Annotated in this window: 13 protein-coding genes; 10 read left to right on the top strand and 3 right to left on the bottom strand. The window is 71.7% G+C overall.

The features are described from left to right. Positions 1 to 2: 2 nt before the first annotated feature. Positions 3 to 1,385, bottom strand: a complete 1,383-nt coding sequence (locus OOJ98_RS21015) for a cation:dicarboxylase symporter family transporter (RefSeq protein ID WP_267056474.1) — start codon at positions 1,383 to 1,385, stop codon at positions 3 to 5. A 143-nt stretch (positions 1,386 to 1,528) separates the two neighbouring features. Here OOJ98_RS21015 and OOJ98_RS21010 point away from each other — a divergent pair, with 143 nt between their 5' ends. The 6 genes from OOJ98_RS21010 (at position 1,529) to OOJ98_RS20985 (ending at position 7,873) form a co-directional block, all read left to right on the top strand. Then, a complete protein-coding gene (locus OOJ98_RS21010) occupies positions 1,529 to 3,127 on the top strand; it encodes an ATP-binding protein (protein ID WP_267056473.1) in 1,599 nt (532 codons plus the stop codon). Further along, the gene (locus tag OOJ98_RS21005) at positions 3,124 to 3,810 is read left to right on the top strand and encodes a response regulator (protein ID WP_267056472.1); all 687 of its coding nucleotides are present in this window, start codon (positions 3,124 to 3,126) and stop codon (positions 3,808 to 3,810) included. Before OOJ98_RS21010 ends, OOJ98_RS21005 begins: the two co-directional genes overlap by 4 nt. 196 nt (positions 3,811 to 4,006) lie before the next feature. Next, a complete protein-coding gene (locus OOJ98_RS21000) occupies positions 4,007 to 5,326 on the top strand; it encodes an extracellular solute-binding protein (protein ID WP_267057046.1) in 1,320 nt (439 codons plus the stop codon). Continuing rightward, the gene (locus OOJ98_RS20995) at positions 5,323 to 6,210 is read left to right on the top strand and encodes a carbohydrate ABC transporter permease (protein ID WP_267056471.1); all 888 of its coding nucleotides are present in this window, start codon (positions 5,323 to 5,325) and stop codon (positions 6,208 to 6,210) included. The genes OOJ98_RS21000 and OOJ98_RS20995 overlap by 4 nt, the downstream gene beginning before the upstream one ends. Continuing rightward, positions 6,207 to 7,052: a carbohydrate ABC transporter permease gene (locus tag OOJ98_RS20990; protein WP_267056470.1), complete on the top strand. Its 846-nt coding sequence runs from the start codon at positions 6,207 to 6,209 to the stop codon at positions 7,050 to 7,052. Before OOJ98_RS20995 ends, OOJ98_RS20990 begins: the two co-directional genes overlap by 4 nt. Positions 7,053 to 7,198: 146 nt before the next feature. Continuing rightward, positions 7,199 to 7,873: a helix-turn-helix transcriptional regulator gene (locus OOJ98_RS20985; RefSeq protein ID WP_267056469.1), complete on the top strand. Its 675-nt coding sequence runs from the start codon at positions 7,199 to 7,201 to the stop codon at positions 7,871 to 7,873. A 74-nt stretch (positions 7,874 to 7,947) separates the two neighbouring features. On the opposite strand, the gene OOJ98_RS20980 is transcribed toward OOJ98_RS20985, so the two are convergent. Then, a complete protein-coding gene (locus tag OOJ98_RS20980) occupies positions 7,948 to 8,973 on the bottom strand; it encodes an ATP-dependent 6-phosphofructokinase (RefSeq protein WP_267056468.1) in 1,026 nt (341 codons plus the stop codon). Positions 8,974 to 9,239: 266 nt separating this feature from the next. Here OOJ98_RS20980 and pta point away from each other — a divergent pair, with 266 nt between their 5' ends. The 4 genes from pta to OOJ98_RS20960 all read left to right on the top strand — a co-directional run bounded on the left by pta (position 9,240) and on the right by OOJ98_RS20960 (position 16,283). Then, positions 9,240 to 11,327 (top strand): phosphate acetyltransferase, encoded by a 2,088-nt coding sequence (gene pta, locus OOJ98_RS20975; RefSeq protein WP_267056467.1) that lies wholly within the window; start codon positions 9,240 to 9,242, stop codon positions 11,325 to 11,327. Then, on the top strand, positions 11,324 to 12,541 hold the full coding sequence (locus tag OOJ98_RS20970) for an acetate kinase (RefSeq protein ID WP_267056466.1): 1,218 nt from the start codon (positions 11,324 to 11,326) through the stop codon (positions 12,539 to 12,541). Before pta ends, OOJ98_RS20970 begins: the two co-directional genes overlap by 4 nt. 106 nt (positions 12,542 to 12,647) lie before the next feature. After that, on the top strand, positions 12,648 to 14,078 hold the full coding sequence (gene pyk, locus OOJ98_RS20965) for a pyruvate kinase (RefSeq protein WP_267056465.1): 1,431 nt from the start codon (positions 12,648 to 12,650) through the stop codon (positions 14,076 to 14,078). Between the two features lie 969 nt (positions 14,079 to 15,047). After that, entirely contained in the window at positions 15,048 to 16,283 is a 1,236-nt protein-coding gene (locus OOJ98_RS20960) for a D-alanyl-D-alanine carboxypeptidase family protein (protein WP_267056464.1), read from the top strand. On the opposite strand, the gene OOJ98_RS20955 is transcribed toward OOJ98_RS20960, so the two are convergent. Continuing rightward, positions 16,262 to 17,752, bottom strand: coding sequence for a hypothetical protein (locus OOJ98_RS20955; protein ID WP_267056463.1), 1,491 nt, complete (start codon positions 17,750 to 17,752; stop codon positions 16,262 to 16,264). The genes OOJ98_RS20960 and OOJ98_RS20955 overlap by 22 nt on opposite strands. Between the last annotated feature and the right edge of the window lie 160 nt (positions 17,753 to 17,912).

Genomic DNA, 17,912 nt, shown 5'->3' with positions numbered 1-17,912 from the left:
GCTCAACCGGCCACGGCCGACGGCGCCTTCTCCTCCTCGCGCGGCTCCGGCACCTCCGGCTCCGCCTCCCCCGCCGTCAGCATCCGCTCGTCGAACGGGAGCCGGCCCGCCAGGACCTCGTCGACCCGGGCCTTGTCGATCTCCTTCGTCCAGGTGCCGACGAGCACACAGGCGACCGCGTTGCCCGCGAAGTTGGTCAGGGCGCGCGCCTCGCTCATGAAGCGGTCGATGCCGACGATCAGGCCGACGCCGTCGACCAGTTCGGGTCGGTGCGACTGGAGGCCGCCGGCCAGGGTGGCCAGACCCGCGCCGGTGACGCCCGCCGCGCCCTTCGACGCGATGATCATGAAGAGGAGGAGCGAGATCTGCTCGCTCGCGCCCAGCGGCTTGCCCATCGCGTTGGCGATGAACAGCGAGGACATCGTCAGATAGATCGCGGTGCCGTCGAGGTTGAAGGAGTAGCCCGTGGGCACCGTGATGCCGGCCACCGAGCGGCTCACGCCCAGGTGCTCCATCTTCGCGATCAGCCGGGGCAGCGCCGACTCCGACGAGGACGTGGACAGGATCAGCAGGAACTCCCTGGCCAGGTACTTCAGGAGGCTGAAGATGTTGACGCCGGTCAGGAGCTTGAGGATCGCGCCGAGGACCACGAAGACGAACAGGGCGCAGGTGACGTAGAAGCCGATCATGATCACGGCGAGCGCCTTCAGGGCGTCCACGCCGGTCTCGCCGACCACCCCCGCGATCGCGCCGAACGCGCCGATGGGCGCGACCCACATCACCATCGCCAGGATGCGGAAGACGAGCCGTTGGATGTGCTCGACGCCGCGCAGCACCGGCTGCCCGGCCGCGCCGAGCGCCTGGAGGGCGAAGCCGGCGAGGAGGGCGATCAGGAGGGTCTGGAGGACCTGGCCCTCGGTGAAGGCGGACACCATCGTCTTCGGGATGATCGAGAGCAGGAAGTCCGCCGTCGACTCGCTGGCGCCCGCGGCCTGCTTGGCGCCGGCGTGCCGCGCGGCCTCCGTCAGATGCAGGCCGCTTCCGGGCTCCAGGATGTTGCCGACGACGAGGCCGACGGCGAGCGCGACCGTCGACATGACGAGGAAGTAGCCGAGCGCGAGGCCGCCCACGGCGCCGACCTTCGCGGCCTTGCGCACCGAGCCGACGCCCAGGACGATCGTGCAGAAGATGATGGGCGAGATCATCATCTTGATCAGGTTCACGAACCCGGTGCCGATCGGCTTCAGCTGCACGGCGACCCCCGGCGCCGCGAATCCCACGACGATGCCGAGCAGCACCGCGCCGATCACGGCGAGGTAGAGGTAGTGGGTGCGCTCTCTGCGCGCGGGGCGTTCGCGGCGTGCGGTGGCGGCTGGCTCGGCCACGGGGGTCCTCCTAGATAGCGGCTGCCGCTGCGGCCATGTCCCGATGGCCGATTCAGCGATCCCCGCGACTATCCAGCACGCTGTGACGCCGGTCACCCTTACGTGCATTTCGTTCATGCAGATCCAGCCAGCACACTTACCGGATGCGTCTCCCAGGACCCCGCTCCCTCGCCGGCCAGCTCTTCGCCATGCAGGTGGTCCTGGTCGCCGCGATCGTGGCGGGGTGCGCGCTCTTCTCGTACGTCACCGACCGCAGCCAGGCCGAGGAGACCGCGCGGCGCCAGGCGATCGCGACCGCGACCTCGGTGGCCGCGTCGCCCGCGGTGATCGCGGCGGCCCGCACCAAGGACCCCACGAGCGCCCTCCAGCCGTACGCCGAGACGCTGCGCACCACGACCGGGGTCGACTTCGTCGTGGTGATGGCGCCGGACGGCACCCGCTGGACCCATCCGGTGCCGGGCGAGATCGGCCGGACGTATCTCGGCGACACCGCCCCCGCGCTGCGCGGCGAAACGTTCGCGGAGACGCACATGGGGGTGCTAGGCCCTTCCGTGCGGGTCGTGGCGCCGGTGCGCGACCCCGATGATCATGGCCGGATCACGGCGCTCGTCAGCGCGGGCATCACCATCGACCGGATCAGCGAACAGGTGCACAAGCAGTTGGCCGCGCTCGCCGCGATGGCGGGCGGCGCGCTCGCGCTCGGCGGGCTCGGCACGTACGTGATCAACGCGCGGCTCCGTCGGCACACCCACGGCATGGACGCCGCCGGGCTGAGCCGCATGCACGACTACCACCAGGCCACCCTGCACGCCGTGCGCGAGGGGTTGCTCATGCTCGACGGGGAACGGCGGATCGCGCTGATCAACGACGGCGGGCGCGAGCTGCTCGGGCTCGGCGAGGACGCGGTGGGCCGCCCGGTGGCCGGTCTCGGCCTGCCCCCCGCGCTGGCCGGTGCGCTGCTCGCCGCCGAGCCGAGGGTGGACGAGGTGCACATGACCGCCGACCGGATCGTCGTCCTCAACAGCCGCCCGGTCTCCTCCGGCGGCCGGCGCGGCACCGTGGTCACCCTGCGCGACCACACCGAACTCCAGGCGCTTTCGGGCGAGTTGGACTCCGAGCGGGGGTTCACCCAGGCGCTGCGCGCCCAGGCCCACGAGGCGGCCAACCGGCTGCACACGGTCGTCTCGCTCATCGAGCTGGGCCGTGTCGAGGAGGCCGTCGAGTTCGCGACGGCCGAGTTGGAGCTGGCCCAGGCGCTCACCGACCAGGTGGTCACGGCGGTCGGCGAGCCCGTGCTCGCCGCACTGCTGCTCGGCAAGGCGGCGCAGGCCAACGAGCAGGGCGTGGAGCTGGTCCTCACCGAGGGCAGCGCGATCGGTGACGGCCTGCTGCCGAGGACCCTGCCCGCCCGCGATCTGGTCACCGTGCTCGGCAACCTCCTCGACAACGCGGTGGACGCGGCGCAGGGCAGCGCGGCCGCCGAGGTCGCCGTCACCCTCGTCGCCGAGGACGGGGACCTCGTGGTGCGGGTCGCGGACAGCGGGCCCGGCATCGATCCGGCGACCGCCGAGGCCGTGTTCGAGCGCGGCTGGTCGACGAAGAGCCCGGGGCGCGGCCTGGGCCTCGCGCTCGTCCGGCTCACCGCGGCACGGCACGGCGGCACCATCGTGCTCGACCAAAGCCCTTACGGTGGCGCCGAGTTCACCGTACGGCTGCCGATAGAGCAGGGAGTGCGCGCATGATCAGGGTGCTGGTCGTCGAGGACGACCCCGTCGCCGCGGAGGCGCACCGGCTCTATGTCGGCCGGGTGCCCGGCTTCACCGCCGTGGCCGTCGCGCACTCGCGGGCCGAGGCGCTGCGCGCACTGGAGCGCACGGAGGTGGACCTGCTCCTGCTCGATCTGTATCTGCCGGACGGGCACGGCCTCCAGCTCGTCCGGTCGCTGCGGGCGGCGGGGCACGGCGCGGACGTGGTGGCCGTGACGTCGGCCCGGGATCTGACGATGGTGCGCGAGGGCGTCTCGCTCGGGGTGGTGCAGTACGTGCTGAAGCCGTTCACCTTCCCCACGCTGCGCGACCGGCTCGTGCGGTACGCCGAGTTCCGGGCGGCGGCCGGGGAGGCGAGCGGGCAGGAGGAGGTCGACCGGGCGCTCGCGGCGCTGCGTGCCCCGCAGCCCTCCGCGCTCCCCAAGGGGCTGAGCGCGCCCACCCTCCAGGCGGTCACGCGCATCCTGCGGGAGGCGCCGCAGGGGGTGACGGCGGCGGAGGCGGGCCTCGCGGTCGGCATCTCGCGGATCACCGCGCGCCGCTATCTGGAGCATCTGGTCACCTCCGGCCGCGCCGGGCGCACCCCGCAGTACGGTCAGATCGGGCGCCCGGAGCTGCAGTACCGCTGGCTCAACTCGGGGCGCGGGCACAGCAGTTGAGGCCGGGGGGAGCGGATCGCGGCGGGGTTGACCTTGGCTCCGGGCGCCCTTACGTTCACCGGGCAGCCGCGTGCGGCCGTGGCCATGGCCGCACGCCCGGCCCGAGGAGGTCGTGCCCGTGCGCCCCACCGCCCCCGCCACAGCCCTCGCATCCCCAAGCCTTCGGCCCCGTACGAGAGGACGCCACCCCTTCCCGCTGATCGTCGCCGCCGCCCTCGCGGCCGGAGCGCTCGCCGGGTGCGGTGGGCCGGGACACGACGCCGACACCGTGCGGATCGCCTACAACCGCTCGACCGACAACAAGATCCGCTTCAAGGACGCGTTCCTGGCGGACGTCAAGAAGCAGTTCGAGCGGGCACACCCCGGCAAGAAGGCCGAACTGGTGCCGATCCAGGCCCCCGACAACGACTACGCGGCCAAGGTCCAGCAGATGATGCGCTCGCCGAAGACCGCGCCGGACCTGGTGTACGAGGACACGTTCCGCATCAACGCCGACATCGGCGCCGGCTATCTGCGCCCGCTGGACGACTACCTGTCCCGGTGGGACCAGTGGGGCCTGTTCGCCGGCACCGCGAAGGCGGCGGCGAAGGCCGGGGACGGCCGGACGTACGGGGTGCCGGACGGCACGGACACCCGGGGCCTGTGGTTCAACAAGCAGATCTTCGCGAAGGCCGGGCTGCCCGCGAACTGGCAGCCGGGGAACTGGGCCGAGGTACTCGACGCCGCCCGCACCGTCCGGCGGAAGGTCCCCGGCGTCATCCCGCTCAACATCTACACCGGCAAGGCGGGCGGCGAGGCGTCCGCCATGCAGGGCCTGGAGATGCTGCTCTACGGGACCGGCGCGAACCCGCTGTACGACCCCGCCGCCAAGAAATGGACCACGGGCACCCAGGGCTTCAAGGACGCCCTCGCCTTCGTACGCACGGTGTACACGGAGAAGCTCGGGCCCGATCCCTCCGACGCCCTCGACCCCAATGTGGGCACCCGCCTGGCGACGGACTGGATGCCGAACGGCAGGCTGGCGATCGCCCTCGACGGCTCCTGGCTCGGCCAGAACTGGATCAACGAGGGGCCCAGGGAGTGGCCGGCGTGGTCGGCCACGCTCGGCCGGGCCGCGATGCCGACGCAGTACGGCCAGCCGCCGGGCAGGGTCTCCATGTCGGGCGGCTGGACCTGGGCGATCCCCGCGAAGGCCGCCAACCCCGCCCTCGCCTTCGACTTCGTCAAGACGCTCCAGACCAAGGAGAACGCCGTGAAGTGGGATGTGGCGGACGCCCAGATCGCGGTCCGCGAGGACGTCGCGGCCGACCCGGCGTACCTGCGCTCCATGCCGGGCATCACCTTCTTCACCGGCCTGGTCCCCTTCACCCACTACCGGCCCGCGCTGTCGGCGTACCCGCAGGTGTCGACGGCGATCGGCGAGGCGATGGAGTCGGTGACGACCGGCGGGGCGGCGGACTCGGCCGCCAAGGCCTACGACGCTCAGGTCGACTCCATCGCGCGGGACGCGAGGTGAGCACCCTCACGGCGGCGCGGGCCGGCCGGCGGGCCCGCGCGGTGCGCTGGCTCCCGATCGCTCCCGCGACGCTGCTCCTGCTGCTCTTCCTCGCCGGGCCGATCGGCTACTGCGTCTCCATCGCCTTCACCGACATGCGGCTCACCGGCTCGTCGACGGTCGACTTCGTCGGCCTGGCCAACTTCCGGCGCGCCTTCGCCGACCCCGCGTTCCGCAACGCGGTGTGGCTCACCCTCGTCTTCACCGTGCTGTCCGCGCTGCTCGGCCAGAACACCCTGGGCCTGGCTCTCGCCGTCCTCATGCGACGCGCCTCGCGTCCGGTGCGGACCGTGACGGGGGCGCTGGTGATCACGGCGTGGGTGCTGCCGGAGATCGTGGCGGCCTTCCTCCTGTACGCCTTCTTCCGCCGCGACGGCACCCTGAACGCAATCCTCGGCTGGCTCCATCTGCCCACCCAGAACTGGCTGTTCACGCTGCCGGTGCTCGCCGTGTCGTTCGCGAACGTGTGGCGCGGCACCGCGTTCTCGATGCTGATCTACTCGGCCGCGCTCGCGGAGATCCCGCGCGACGTCGAGGAGGCCGCGGAGGTCGACGGGGCGAGCGGGGCGCGCCGGTTCTGGCACATCACGCTGCCGATGATCCGCCGCTCCATCGGCACCAACCTGATGCTCAACACGCTCCAGACGCTGTCCGTCTTCGGGCTGATCTGGGCGATGACGCGGGGCGGCCCCGGCAACCGGAGCCAGACGCTGCCGGTGTTCATGTACGACCAGGCGTTCCTGAAGAGCCTGATCGGCTACGGCACGGCGGTCGCGCTGCTGCTGCTCCTGGTCGGCTCGCTGTTCTCGGTGGTCTATCTGCGGCTGATGAAGGTGGAGGTGTGAGGGCCCGCGCCGCCCGGGTGCGAAGGCGGGCCCGGCGGCGGTTCGCGGCCGACGCGGCCCTGCTCGCGGTGGCGGGGGCCTTCGCGGTGCCGCTCCTGTGGCTGCTGCTGGCCTCCGTGGACACCGGGGCCGATCTGCGGGCGCGGATCCCGGGCTCGGTGAGCGCCGACAACTTCGCGGCCGTCCTGACGCCCGACGTCACCTTCACGCCGATGCTCAACAGCCTGGTGCTGTGCGGGAGTTCGACGCTCCTGACGGTGGTGTGCGCGACGCTGGCGGCGTACCCGCTCTCGCGCCACCGCTCGCGCGTGACCCGCCCCTACCTGCTGACGATCCTGTTCACGACGTGTCTGCCGATCACAGCGGTGATGGTCCCGGTGTACGCGCTCTTCGTGCGGGTGAACCTGGTCGACACGGTGTACGGCACGGCGCTGTTCCTGTCCACGTCGCAGCTCCCGTTCGCCATCTGGCTGACGAAGAACTTCATGGACGGGGTGCCGGTCACCCTGGAGGAGGCCGCCCGGACGGACGGTGCGTCGATGCCGCAGACGCTGGTGCGGGTGGTGCTGCCGCTGATGGGGCCCGGCGTGGGTGTCGTGACGATCTACACCTTCATCATGCTGTGGGGGAACTTCTTCGTCCCGTTCATGCTGCTGCTCTCCCCCGACCGGCTGCCGGCCTCGGTCTCGATCTTCACATTCTTCGGGAACCACGGCTCGGTGGTGTACGGGCAGCTCGCCGCGTTCTCGGTCCTGTACTCGACGCCGGTGCTCCTCCTGAACGTCCTCATCGCGCGGCGGCTCGGCGGAGGTTTCGCGCTGGCGGGGGCGGTGAAGGGTTAGGCGCAGCACCGGCCGGGCGGCGGCTCGGCGAGCACACGCTTACCCAACCCTTAAGTAACCCGGACGCCACCAAAACCGTACTTTCCTCCAATTCACGTTCTTTGGTGGAACACACCGTAGTCAGATGTCACTTACCGTCCTACGGTGTGCGCGTGCACCCCACCCCTCCCTTCAACGCCCTCGCGGCCCGCCGACTGCGAGAAGCCCTCGGCATGGCCCCCGGCCATGTCGCGTACGGCATGCGCGCCCAGTACGGCCTCCAGGTCTCCCCGGACACCGTGATGGCGTGGGAGCGGGGGCTCGCGGCGCCCGAGGCACGGGAGCTGACCGCGCTGGCGGGGGTTCTGTGGTGCTCACCCGGCGATCTCATGGCGGCCGCCTCCACCTTGCGCGAGCACCGGCTCGCCCGCGGCATGACCATCGACGACATGGCCCGCAGGGTCGGGCTCGACGCGGGGGCGTACCGGCGCATGGAGGACGCGGGGCGCTGGCGCGGCAACGAGCGCCAGTCGATGGCCCTCGCCGATCTGCTCCAGCTGTCGCTGCGCGACTACGTGACGGCCACCGGCCAGAACGCGGACCTCTCGGAGTTGCTGCGCAGCGCGGTCACCACGCGCTGGCAGGCGTACGTCAAGCCGACGGCGAAGCTCCTGCCGCTGTCCCGGCAGCATCTGGAGACCGTGCTCGACCAGTTGCACACCGAGTACCAGTCGCACATGGTCGCCACGCTCAACTGGAGCGCGGACGCCGACACGGGGGACGCGGGGCGGGACTTCCTCGACCGCATAGTGGACCGCTTCTGGGAGCTGGCCCACCGGTAGAAGGGGACCTCCGGCCCCCCGGATCGGAGGCCGAGGTCCCGTGTGCGGGCGGTCCGGGAGCCCGCGCGGAGCGCTCAGAAGACGGACTCCGCCTCGTACATCCGGTTGTCCGGCACCGTCTTCAACGTGGTCACCGCGTGCGCGAGCGGGGCCATCACGATGTCCGTGCCGCGCAGCGCGGTCATGTTGCCGAACTCGCCGCGGTGCACGGCCTCCACCGCGTGCCAGCCGAACCGCGTCGCGAGGACACGGTCGTACGCGGTCGGCACACCGCCGCGCTGGACGTGGCCGAGGATGACCGGGCGGGCCTCCTTGCCCAGGCGGCGCTCCAGCTCGACCGCGAGCCGGTTGCCGATGCCGGCGAAGCGCTCGTGGCCGTACTGGTCGATCGCGCCCTTCTCGTACGGCATCGAGCCCTCGGCGGGGTGCGCGCCCTCGGCGACGCAGACCACGGCGAACTTCTTGCCGCGCGAGAAGCGCTCCTCGACCATCTTGACCAGGTCGTCGACCTGGAAGGGCCGCTCGGGCAGGCAGATGCCGTGGGCACCGCCGGCCATACCCGACTCCAGGGCGATCCAGCCGGCGTGCCGGCCCATGACCTCGACGACCATGACGCGCTGGTGCGACTCGGCGGTGGTCTTGAGCCGGTCGATGGCCTCGGTGGCCACCCCCACCGCGGTGTCGAAGCCGAAGGTGCGGTCGGTCGCGGAGATGTCGTTGTCGATGGTCTTGGGCACGCCCACGACGGGCATGCCCGCGTCGGCCAGCATGCGGGCCGCGGTGAGCGTGCCCTCGCCGCCGATCGGGATGAGCGCGTCGATGCCGTACCGCATCGCCAACTCGGCGCAGTTCTCGGCGGCTTCGCGCAGCCGGTCGCGCTCCAGGCGGGCGGAGCCGAGGATGGTGCCGCCGCGCGCGAGAATGCCGCTGACCGCGTTGAGGTCGAGCGGGCGGTAGTGGCCGTCGAGCAGGCCCTTGAACCCGTCCTCGAATCCGATGACTTCGTCGCCGTGGCCGACCACGGCCCGGTGCACGACCGACCGGATCACTGCGTTCAGGCCGGGACAGTCGCCGCCTGCGGTGAGTACTCCGATGCGCATCGTGCTGGATCTCCTGCTTCGCTGGTCTGGGGACGTCACGCCCGTATCCCTCGTAACGTGAGCAATTCAGATTGTCCCACGCACCCCGGGCCGACCGCCCATCCAGCTACTCCCACCATGATGGACCGGGGGTCTTTCGACCCTGCCGTCAGGACCTTCGTCCGGCGGGCGTCCTATCCATCCGCAGAGGTATTGTCAAGAGGGCAATGCCGTCCCTATAGGACCTATGGGGACAATTTCCTGCGACGTAGAACAGGAGAGCACGCGTGACGCGCAGCGTGTACGTGACCGGGATCGACCGGGGAGACGGCCGCCAGGTCATCGAGCTGGGAGTCATGGAGCTCCTGACCCGTCAGGTGGACCGGGTGGGTGTCTTCCGCCCCCTCGTGCACGACGGGCCGGACCGCCTGTTCGACCTCCTCAGAGCCCGCTACCGGCTGAGCCAGGACCCGGCCACGGTGTACGGGATGGACTATCAGGAGGCGTCCGCGCTCCAGGCGGAGCAGGGTACCGACGAACTCGTCTCCCGGCTCGTCGAGCGGTTCCACCGGGTGGCCCGCGCCTACGAGGTCGTCCTGGTCCTCGGCACCGACTTCGCCGACACCCAGCTCCCCGACGAGCTGGCGCTCAACGCGCGGCTCGCCAACGAGTTCGGCGCGTCGGTGATACCGGTGGTCGGCGGCAGGGGCCAGACCACCGAGTCCGTACGGGCGGAGGCGGTCAACGCGCACCGCGCCTACGACGGACTCGGCTGCGACGTGCTGGCGATGGTGGTCAACCGGGTCGCCCGGGGCGACCGGCACGAGATCGAGGAGCGGCTCTCCGCCCGGCTGCCGGTGCCCTGCTACGTCCTGCCCGACGAGCCGGCGCTCTCGGCACCCACCGTCGCCCAGATCACCGCGGCCCTGGACGGCACGGTGCTGCTCGGCGACGACGCGGGGCTCGCGCGCGACGCCCTCGACTTCGTGTTCGGCGGCGCCATGCTGCCGAACTTCCTGAACGCGCTGACGCCGGGCTGTCTGGTCGTGACCCCGGGAGACCGCGCCGACCTCGTGGTGGGCTCGCTCGCCGCGCACAGCGCCGGCACCCCGCCGATCGCGGGGGTGCTCCTGACCCTCGACGAGCGTCCTGGCCAGGAGATCCTGACCCTCGCCGACCGGCTCGCGCCGGGCACCCCGGTGGTCGCGGTGGCCGGGCGCTCCTTCCCCACGGCGGCCGAACTCTTCGCCCTGGAAGGCAAGTTGAACGCGTCGACGCCCCGCAAGGCGGAGACCGCGATCGGTCTCTTCGAGCGCCACGTCGACACCGCCGACCTGCTGGCCCGGGTCTCGGTGGCGCGCAGCGGCCGGGTCACGCCGATGATGTTCGAGCACGACCTGCTGGAGCAGGCCCGCTCCCACCGGCGCCGGGTCGTGCTGCCCGAGGGCACCGAGGAGCGGGTGCTGCGCGCCGCCGACGTCCTGCTGCGCCGTGACGTGTGCGAGCTGACGCTGCTCGGCGACGTGGAGGCGATCCGCAAGAAGGCCGCCGACCTGGGCATCGACGTCACCAAGTGCCAGATCATCGATCCGCACACCTCGGAGCTGCGCACCCGGTTCGCCGAGAGCTACGCCCAGTTGCGCGCGCACAAGGGCGTCACCGTGGAGCTGGCGCACGACGTCGTCGCCGACGTGAACTACTTCGGCACGCTGATGGTCCAGGAGGGCCTGGCCGACGGCATGGTGTCGGGTTCGGTGCACTCCACCGCGGCGACCATCCGCCCCGCGTTCGAGATCATCAAGACGAAGCCGGACGCCTCGATCGTCTCGTCGGTGTTCTTCATGTGCCTCGCCGACAAGGTGCTCGTGTACGGGGACTGCGCGGTCAACCCGGACCCGAACGCGGAGCAGCTCGCGGACATCGCGGTCCAGGCGGCCGCCACCGCCCAGCAGTTCGGCGTGGACCCGCGGATCGCGATGCTGTCGTACTCGACCGGCACGTCGGGTTCCGGCGCGGACGTCGACAAGGTGCGCGAGGCCACCAAGCTGGTGCGCGAGGCGCGTCCCGATCTGCGGATCGAGGGGCCGATCCAGTACGACGCGGCCGTGGAGCCCACGGTCGCCGCGACCAAGCTGCCGGAGTCGACGGTGGCGGGGCAGGCGAGCGTGCTGATCTTCCCCGACCTCAACACCGGCAACAACACCTACAAGGCCGTGCAGCGCTCGGCCGGCGCCGTGGCCGTGGGCCCGGTGCTGCAGGGTCTGCGCAAGCCGGTCAACGACCTGTCGCGCGGCGCCCTCGTCCAGGACATCGTCAACACCGTCGCCATCACGGCCATCCAGGCCCAGGCGCAGGGGCAGGAGGCCTCCGCATGACCACCGCCAACCAGGGCACCCGCGTCCTCGTGCTCAACTCCGGGTCCTCGTCGGTGAAGTACCAGCTCCTCGACATGCGTGACGCCTCACGCCTCGCCGTGGGGCTGGTCGAGCGGATCGGCGAGGAGACCTCGCGGCTCAAGCACACGCCGCTGGCGACCGGCGCCGGCGCCCGTGAGCAGAACGGCCCGATCGCCGACCACGAGGCGGCGCTGAAGGCCGTGGCCGCGGAGCTCGCGGCCGACGGACTCGGCCTGGATTCACCGGAGTTGACGGCGATCGGCCATCGGGTGGTGCACGGCGGGCTCAAGTTCAGCGCGCCGACCGTGATCACCGACGAGGTGATGGCGGAGATCGAGCGGCTGGTGCCCGTCGCCCCGCTGCACAACCCGGCCAACATCACGGGCATCCGCACCGCGCAGGCGCTCCGCCCGGACCTGCCGCAGGTCGCCGTGTTCGACACGGCGTTCCACACGACGATGCCGGAGGCCGCGGCCCGGTACGCGATCGACGTGGCGACGGCCGACGAGCACCGCATCCGGCGCTACGGCTTCCACGGCACCTCGCACGCGTATGTGTCGCGCGAGACGGCGAGGCTGCTCGGCAGGGCGCCCGAGGACGTCAATGTGATCGTGCTGCACCTGGGCAACGGCGCCTCGGCCTCCGCGGTGCGCGGCGGCCGGTGCGTCGACACCTCGATGGGGCTCACCCCCCTCGAAGGCCTGGTCATGGGGACCCGGTCGGGTGACATCGACCCGGCGGTCACCTTCCACCTCAAGCGCGTCGCGGGCATGTCGGCGGACGAGATCGACGCGCTGCTCAACAAGAGGAGCGGCCTGGTGGGGCTGTGCGGCGACAACGACATGCGGGAGATCCGCCGCCGCTGCGACGAGGGCGACGAGCGGGCGCTGCTCGCCTTCGACATCTACATCCACCGTCTGAAGAAGTACATAGGGGCCTACTACGCCGTGCTCGGCAAGGTCGACGCGATCGCGTTCACGGCGGGGGTCGGCGAGAACGCGGCGCCCGTCCGCGCGGCAGCGGTGGCCGGCCTCGAGGAGCTGGGCCTGGCGGTCGACGGCGAGCTCAACGACGTACGGTCCGACCGTCCGCGGCTGATCTCTCCGGAGTACGCCAGGGTCGCGGTGGCCGTGGTGCCGACGGACGAGGAGCTGGAAATCGCCCAGCAGACGTATGCGCTGGTGAATAGCTGACCGAATTTCCGGTTTGCCTGGACGACACCTGAGCGTCATCCCGCCCATTTGTACATTCCACCAGACGGAATATTCCGTAGCGAAACAAACCGATAGGATCCGCCTTATGCGCCGTTCCAAAATCGTTTGCACCCTGGGCCCCGCCGTCGACTCTCACGAGCAGCTCGTCGCTCTGATCGAGGCCGGCATGAGCGTGGCCCGCTTCAACTTCAGCCACGGCTCCCAGGCCGAGCACCAGGCCCGATACGACCGGGTCCGCAAGGCCGCCGAGGAGACGGGGCGCGCGGTGGGCGTGCTCGCCGACCTCCAGGGCCCGAAGATCCGTCTCGCCAAATTCGCCGAAGGACCGGTGGAATTGGCCCGGGGCGACGAGTTCACGATCACCGCCGAGGACGTCCCCGGCGACAAGTCGATCTGCGGCACCACCTACAAGGGACTGCCGGGCGACGTCGTCAAGGGCGACCCGATTCTGATCAACGACGGCAACGTCGAACTCAAGGTCATCTCGGTCGAGGGCCCCCGCGTGAAGACCATCGTCATCGAGGGCGGTGTCATCTCCGACCACAAGGGCATCAACCTGCCCGGTGCGGCGGTCAACGTCCCGGCGCTCTCCGAGAAGGACATCGAGGACCTGCGGTTCGCGCTGCGGATGGGCTGCGACCTGGTCGCGCTCTCCTTCGTCCGCGACGCCGACGACGTCAAGGACGTCCACAAGGTCATGGACGAGGTCGGCCGTCGCGTGCCGGTCATCGCCAAGGTCGAGAAGCCGCAGGCCGTCGCCAACATGGAGGGCGTCGTCGCCGCCTTCGACGGTGTGATGGTGGCCCGTGGCGACCTCGCCGTGGAGTACCCCCTGGAGAAGGTCCCGATGGTGCAGAAGCGCCTCGTGGAGCTGTGCCGCCGCAACGCCAAGCCGGTGATCGTCGCGACCCAGATGATGGAGTCGATGATCACCAACTCGCGGCCGACCCGCGCGGAGGCGTCCGACGTCGCCAACGCGATCCTGGACGGCGCGGACGCGGTCATGCTCTCCGCCGAGTCCTCGGTGGGCGCGTACCCGATCGAGACGGTCAAGACGATGTCGAAGATCGTCGAGGCGGCCGAGGAGGAGCTCCTCTCCAAGGGCCTCCAGCCGCTGGTCCCGGGCAAGAAGCCGCGCACCCAGGGTGGCTCGGTGGCCCGTGCCGCCTGCGAGATCGCGGACTTCCTCGACGGCAAGGCGCTGGTCGCCTTCACGAAGTCGGGCGACACCGCCCGGCGCCTGTCGCGCTACCGCACCTGCCAGCCGATCCTCGCGTTCACCACGGACCCGGCCACCCGCAACCAGCTCGCGCTGAGCTGGGGCGTCGAGACGTACGTCGTCCCGCATGTGGACTCCACCGACGCGATGGTCGACCTGGTCGACGCCGAGCTGCTCAAGCTCAAGCGGTACAGCGAGGGCGACACCATGGTCATCACGGCCGGCTCGCCCCCCGGCATCCCCGGCACCACCAACATGGTCCGGGTGCACCACCTCGGCGGCGCCGAGCGGGAGTAGTCGCTGCGGCCCGCGTTTTTCGGGGGGCGGCATCCCGGGTCTTTCCGGGGGCCGCCCCCCAGCGCTTCCCGGATGCCTTCCGCCGCGCGCGGCCCGCGCCCCTGGCGGGGCCGGCATGCCCAGCATTGGCATCCTCACCATGTCCGGCTGCTCGGTTGCGGGCCCAGTGCAGGACACCCCGCTTCCATCTGCGGACCGTGCCCGCGTCCCGCGCAGTTCCCCGCGCCCCCAGGTGGGCCGGCCTGGGCAGCACGGCCATCCCGAGCACCCCCATCCCGTCCGGCTGCCCGGTTGCGGCCCATGCAGGCCACCCCAGGACGAGCGCCGTCCAGGCGCGAACCGGGGTCTGGGGCGAAGCCCCAGGCAACCCCGCCTACGTCTGCGGACCGTGCCCGCGTCCCGCGCAGTTCCCCGCGCCCCCAGGTGGGCCGGCCTGGGCAGCACGGCCATCCCGAGCACCCCCATCCCGTCCGGCTGCCCGGTTGCGGCCCATGCAGGCCACCCCAGGACGAGCGCCGTCCAGGCGCGAACCGGGGTCTGGGGCGAAGCCCCAGGCAACCCCGCCTACGTCTGCGGACCGTGCCCGCGTCCCGCGCAGTTCCCCGCGCCCCCAGCGGGGCCGTCCTTAGCAGGGTGCCCCGTCTCCGCATCCCCAGCCCGTCCGGCGATTGAGGACCAGCGCCGTTCAGGCGCGAACGGGGTCTGGGGCAGAGCCCCAGCAACCCCGCCTACGCCTGCGGACCGTGCCCGCGTCCCGCGCAGTTCCCCGCGCCCCCAGGTGGGCTGAACTCGGCGGCATGCCCAGCATCGGCCACCCCGGCCCGTCCGGTGATTGAGGGCTAGGGCCCTCTCGGCGCGAGGTGGCGTGCGGACGGGATGTGGTGCCTGATCGTTCCATGACTCGGGCGTGGCGAATTCCACGGTCGAGCGGGTCAACTCCGGCCCAACTCCTGGGGTACGTTCGCGTGCATGCGTCTTCCCATATCGCCGCAGGCCCGACGCGCACTCGTGGCGCTCACCGCCACCGCGGTCGCCGCGGTCGCCACGGGCGCCACGGCCGGCCCCGCCGCGGCGAGCGGCCACCCCGCGAAGCCGCCCAAGTCGGCGACGCCGGGCGCGCCGGGCGGCGAGGCCAAGAAGGAGCCGCCGCCGAGCATGTCACAGGTGGGCGGCGCCCAGTTGGGAAAGCCCGGCGATCAACTCGGCGCGGGCGCACCCGCGTTGCCCCCGGACCTCTCCGCGCTCTCCTGGGTGGTGGCGGACGGCGACACCGGCCAGGTGCTCGGCGCGCGCAACGCGCACTGGCCGCTCCCCCCGGCCAGCACCCTGAAGATGCTCTTCGCGGACACGGTCCTGCCCGTGGTCCCGCACGACGCCGGCCGCAAGGTGAGCGACGAGGACCTCAAGGGCATGGGCGACGGCAGCAGCGCGGTCGGCATCGTGCCGGGCCAGACGTACCAGGCGCCCGACCTGTGGCGCGGAGTGTTCCTGCGCTCGGGCAACGACGCCGTGCACGTCCTGGCGGCGATGAACGGCGGCGTCGACAAGACGGTCGCCGACATGCAGAAGAAGGCCGAGGGCCTCGGCGCCAAGGACACCCACGTCCTGAGCCCGGACGGCTACGACGCACCCGGCCAGGTGTCCTCCGCGTACGACCTGACGCTGTTCCTGCGCTCGGGCCTGCGGAACAAGGACTTCACGGAGTACTGCGGCACGGCATCGGCGGAGTTCCCCGGCGGGCCCAACACCAAGGGCAAGCCATTCGGCATCTCCAACACCAACCGCCTCCTGTCGGGGATCGACGGGGTCTCGAAGTACCCCGGTCTGATCGGCGGCAAGAACGGCTACACCACGAACGCGGGCAACACCCTCGCCGAGGCGGCCAGGCGGGACGGCCACACCATCCTGGTGACCGTGATGAACCCGCAGGAGAACAAGCGGGACAAGGTGTACACCGAGATGCGCCAGCTTCTGGACTGGGGCTTCTCGGCGGCCGGCAAGACGAAGCCGGTCGGCACCCTCGACCCGCAGACACCGCATCCGGCCACCGGCTACCAGGCCCCTTCGGCGGGCTCCGCGGACTCGGGGATCGGCGCGCTCGGCTGGACCGGGATCGGCGCTGCCGTGGTCGTGGCCGGCGGCGCGGGCGTCCTGCTCACGACCCGCCGCAAGAGGCGGGGCTCTCACGCCGACACGGCGCTCTGAGCCGGGGCCCCTGCCGAAGTCCCCGGCGGGGTCCCCGCACCGGTCATCCAGTCGATGACCTCGCCGGCCGTGTAGGGGCGGCCGTCCGGGCTGATGTCGTCGAGGAAGCCGAGATCCTGCCCGATGGTCACGACAGCCGGCTCGACCGCGCCGCCCGGCCTGCGCTGGCCGAGCCCCACGGTCGCGAGCAGCCCGTTGCACAGGCAGACACGTCCGTCGGCGTCCACGGCGTCCCCGCCCTTGCGGACGTACGCGGCGACCGGCTCGGCGGCGCACCGGTAGACGAGGGCTCCGTTCGCGGCGCGCGCCGGTGTGCGCAGGTAGCCGAGGTCGCACACGGGCCGTCTGGCCGCACGTATCGATGGCTCGGACAGGGTGCCGGGCAGCTCGGCGACCTTGAACGGGAACGCGGTCGGCGATGCCCGGGGGTCGTTGCGCACCCGCAGTGTCCCGGCGCGAGCGCGCGCCCTCAGCTCCGTCCGCAGATCGTCGCGCAGCCCCGACTCCTGGCACAGCGCGAACACGCTGCCGAGCTGTACGCCCTCGGCGCCGAGCGCCCGCGCCTCAGCCAGGCGCGCGGGGTGCGCGGCGCCGCCCGCGAGCCAGAACGGGATGCCGAGCGCGGCGACCTTGGCGAGGTCGGGGTGGTCGCGCGGCCCGTAGACCGGCTCCCCGGCCGCGTCGACGACGAGCTTCCCCCGCGGTGGCGCACTGTGCCCGCCGGCCCGGTGCGTCTCGATGACGAACCCGTCGGGGCGGGTCGCGGGGTCACGCACGAGGTAGGAGGCGAGGACGGGCAGCGAGACGATGGCCAGCACATCGGGCCGGGTCAAGTCGCTTGACGCGTGCGCCAGTTGACGCAACAGGCCACCCCTCGGATCAAAGGTGTACGGGAGCGGCTCCTCGTCCCCCTCCACGGCGACCTGGGTGGTGACGGCCTCGGCGCGGGCGAGCGCGGTGGCGAGGGCGGGGATCTGCCCGGGGATCCCGGCGCCGACCAGGACGTGGTCGACCCCGGCGAGGATCGCGCCGAACAGGGCGGGCGCGGTGGCGAGCTGGATCTTGGCGAGGTAGTTGACCCCGACGAGCCCGTCGTGCCCCTCCTTGGCGAGCCACACCTCGACGAAGTTGCCGAGCACGGTGAGGAGTTCGGCATGCTCACCCCGGTCGACCCGGAGCCGGGCCATGGCCCGCATCCGCTCGCCGGGTGCGACGCCGCCCTCGACGAAGTACCGGTCCAGTACGTACGCGGCGGCCTCCGGCACGGGGAAGGCGGCGAGCGCGCGCCGCATGTGCCCGCCGGGGTCGCCCCGTTGGAGCCGCCGCGCGAGCACGGCATCGAGCGCGGTCCCGGACACCACCCCGAGCTGCCCCCGCCCCGCCACCGCCCGAGCCAGCTCCCACCCGGACACGGCCACGCCCATGCCGCCCTGAATGATCCGCGGCTGCGCTCGGCGGCCTGTCACCATCGGCGTGATCCCTTCATCGGGGCACGCGGGGGCGCCCGGGGCTACACAACCTACGGAACCGTAGGTTGCCACTCCCGAGTGTCGACCACCCCGCCCCGCCAAAAGCCCGCCGAAGGTCCCCAGTGGGGGGACTTTCGGCGGGCGCGACTCTCCTCCATCG

Origin of the sequence: Streptomyces sp. NBC_00083, from assembly GCF_026343295.1 — a bacterium.
Classification (GTDB): Bacteria; Actinomycetota; Actinomycetes; order Streptomycetales; family Streptomycetaceae; genus Streptomyces.
Note: the sequence above shows the minus strand (reverse complement) of the source record. Positions and strands in the feature narration are given on the sequence as shown.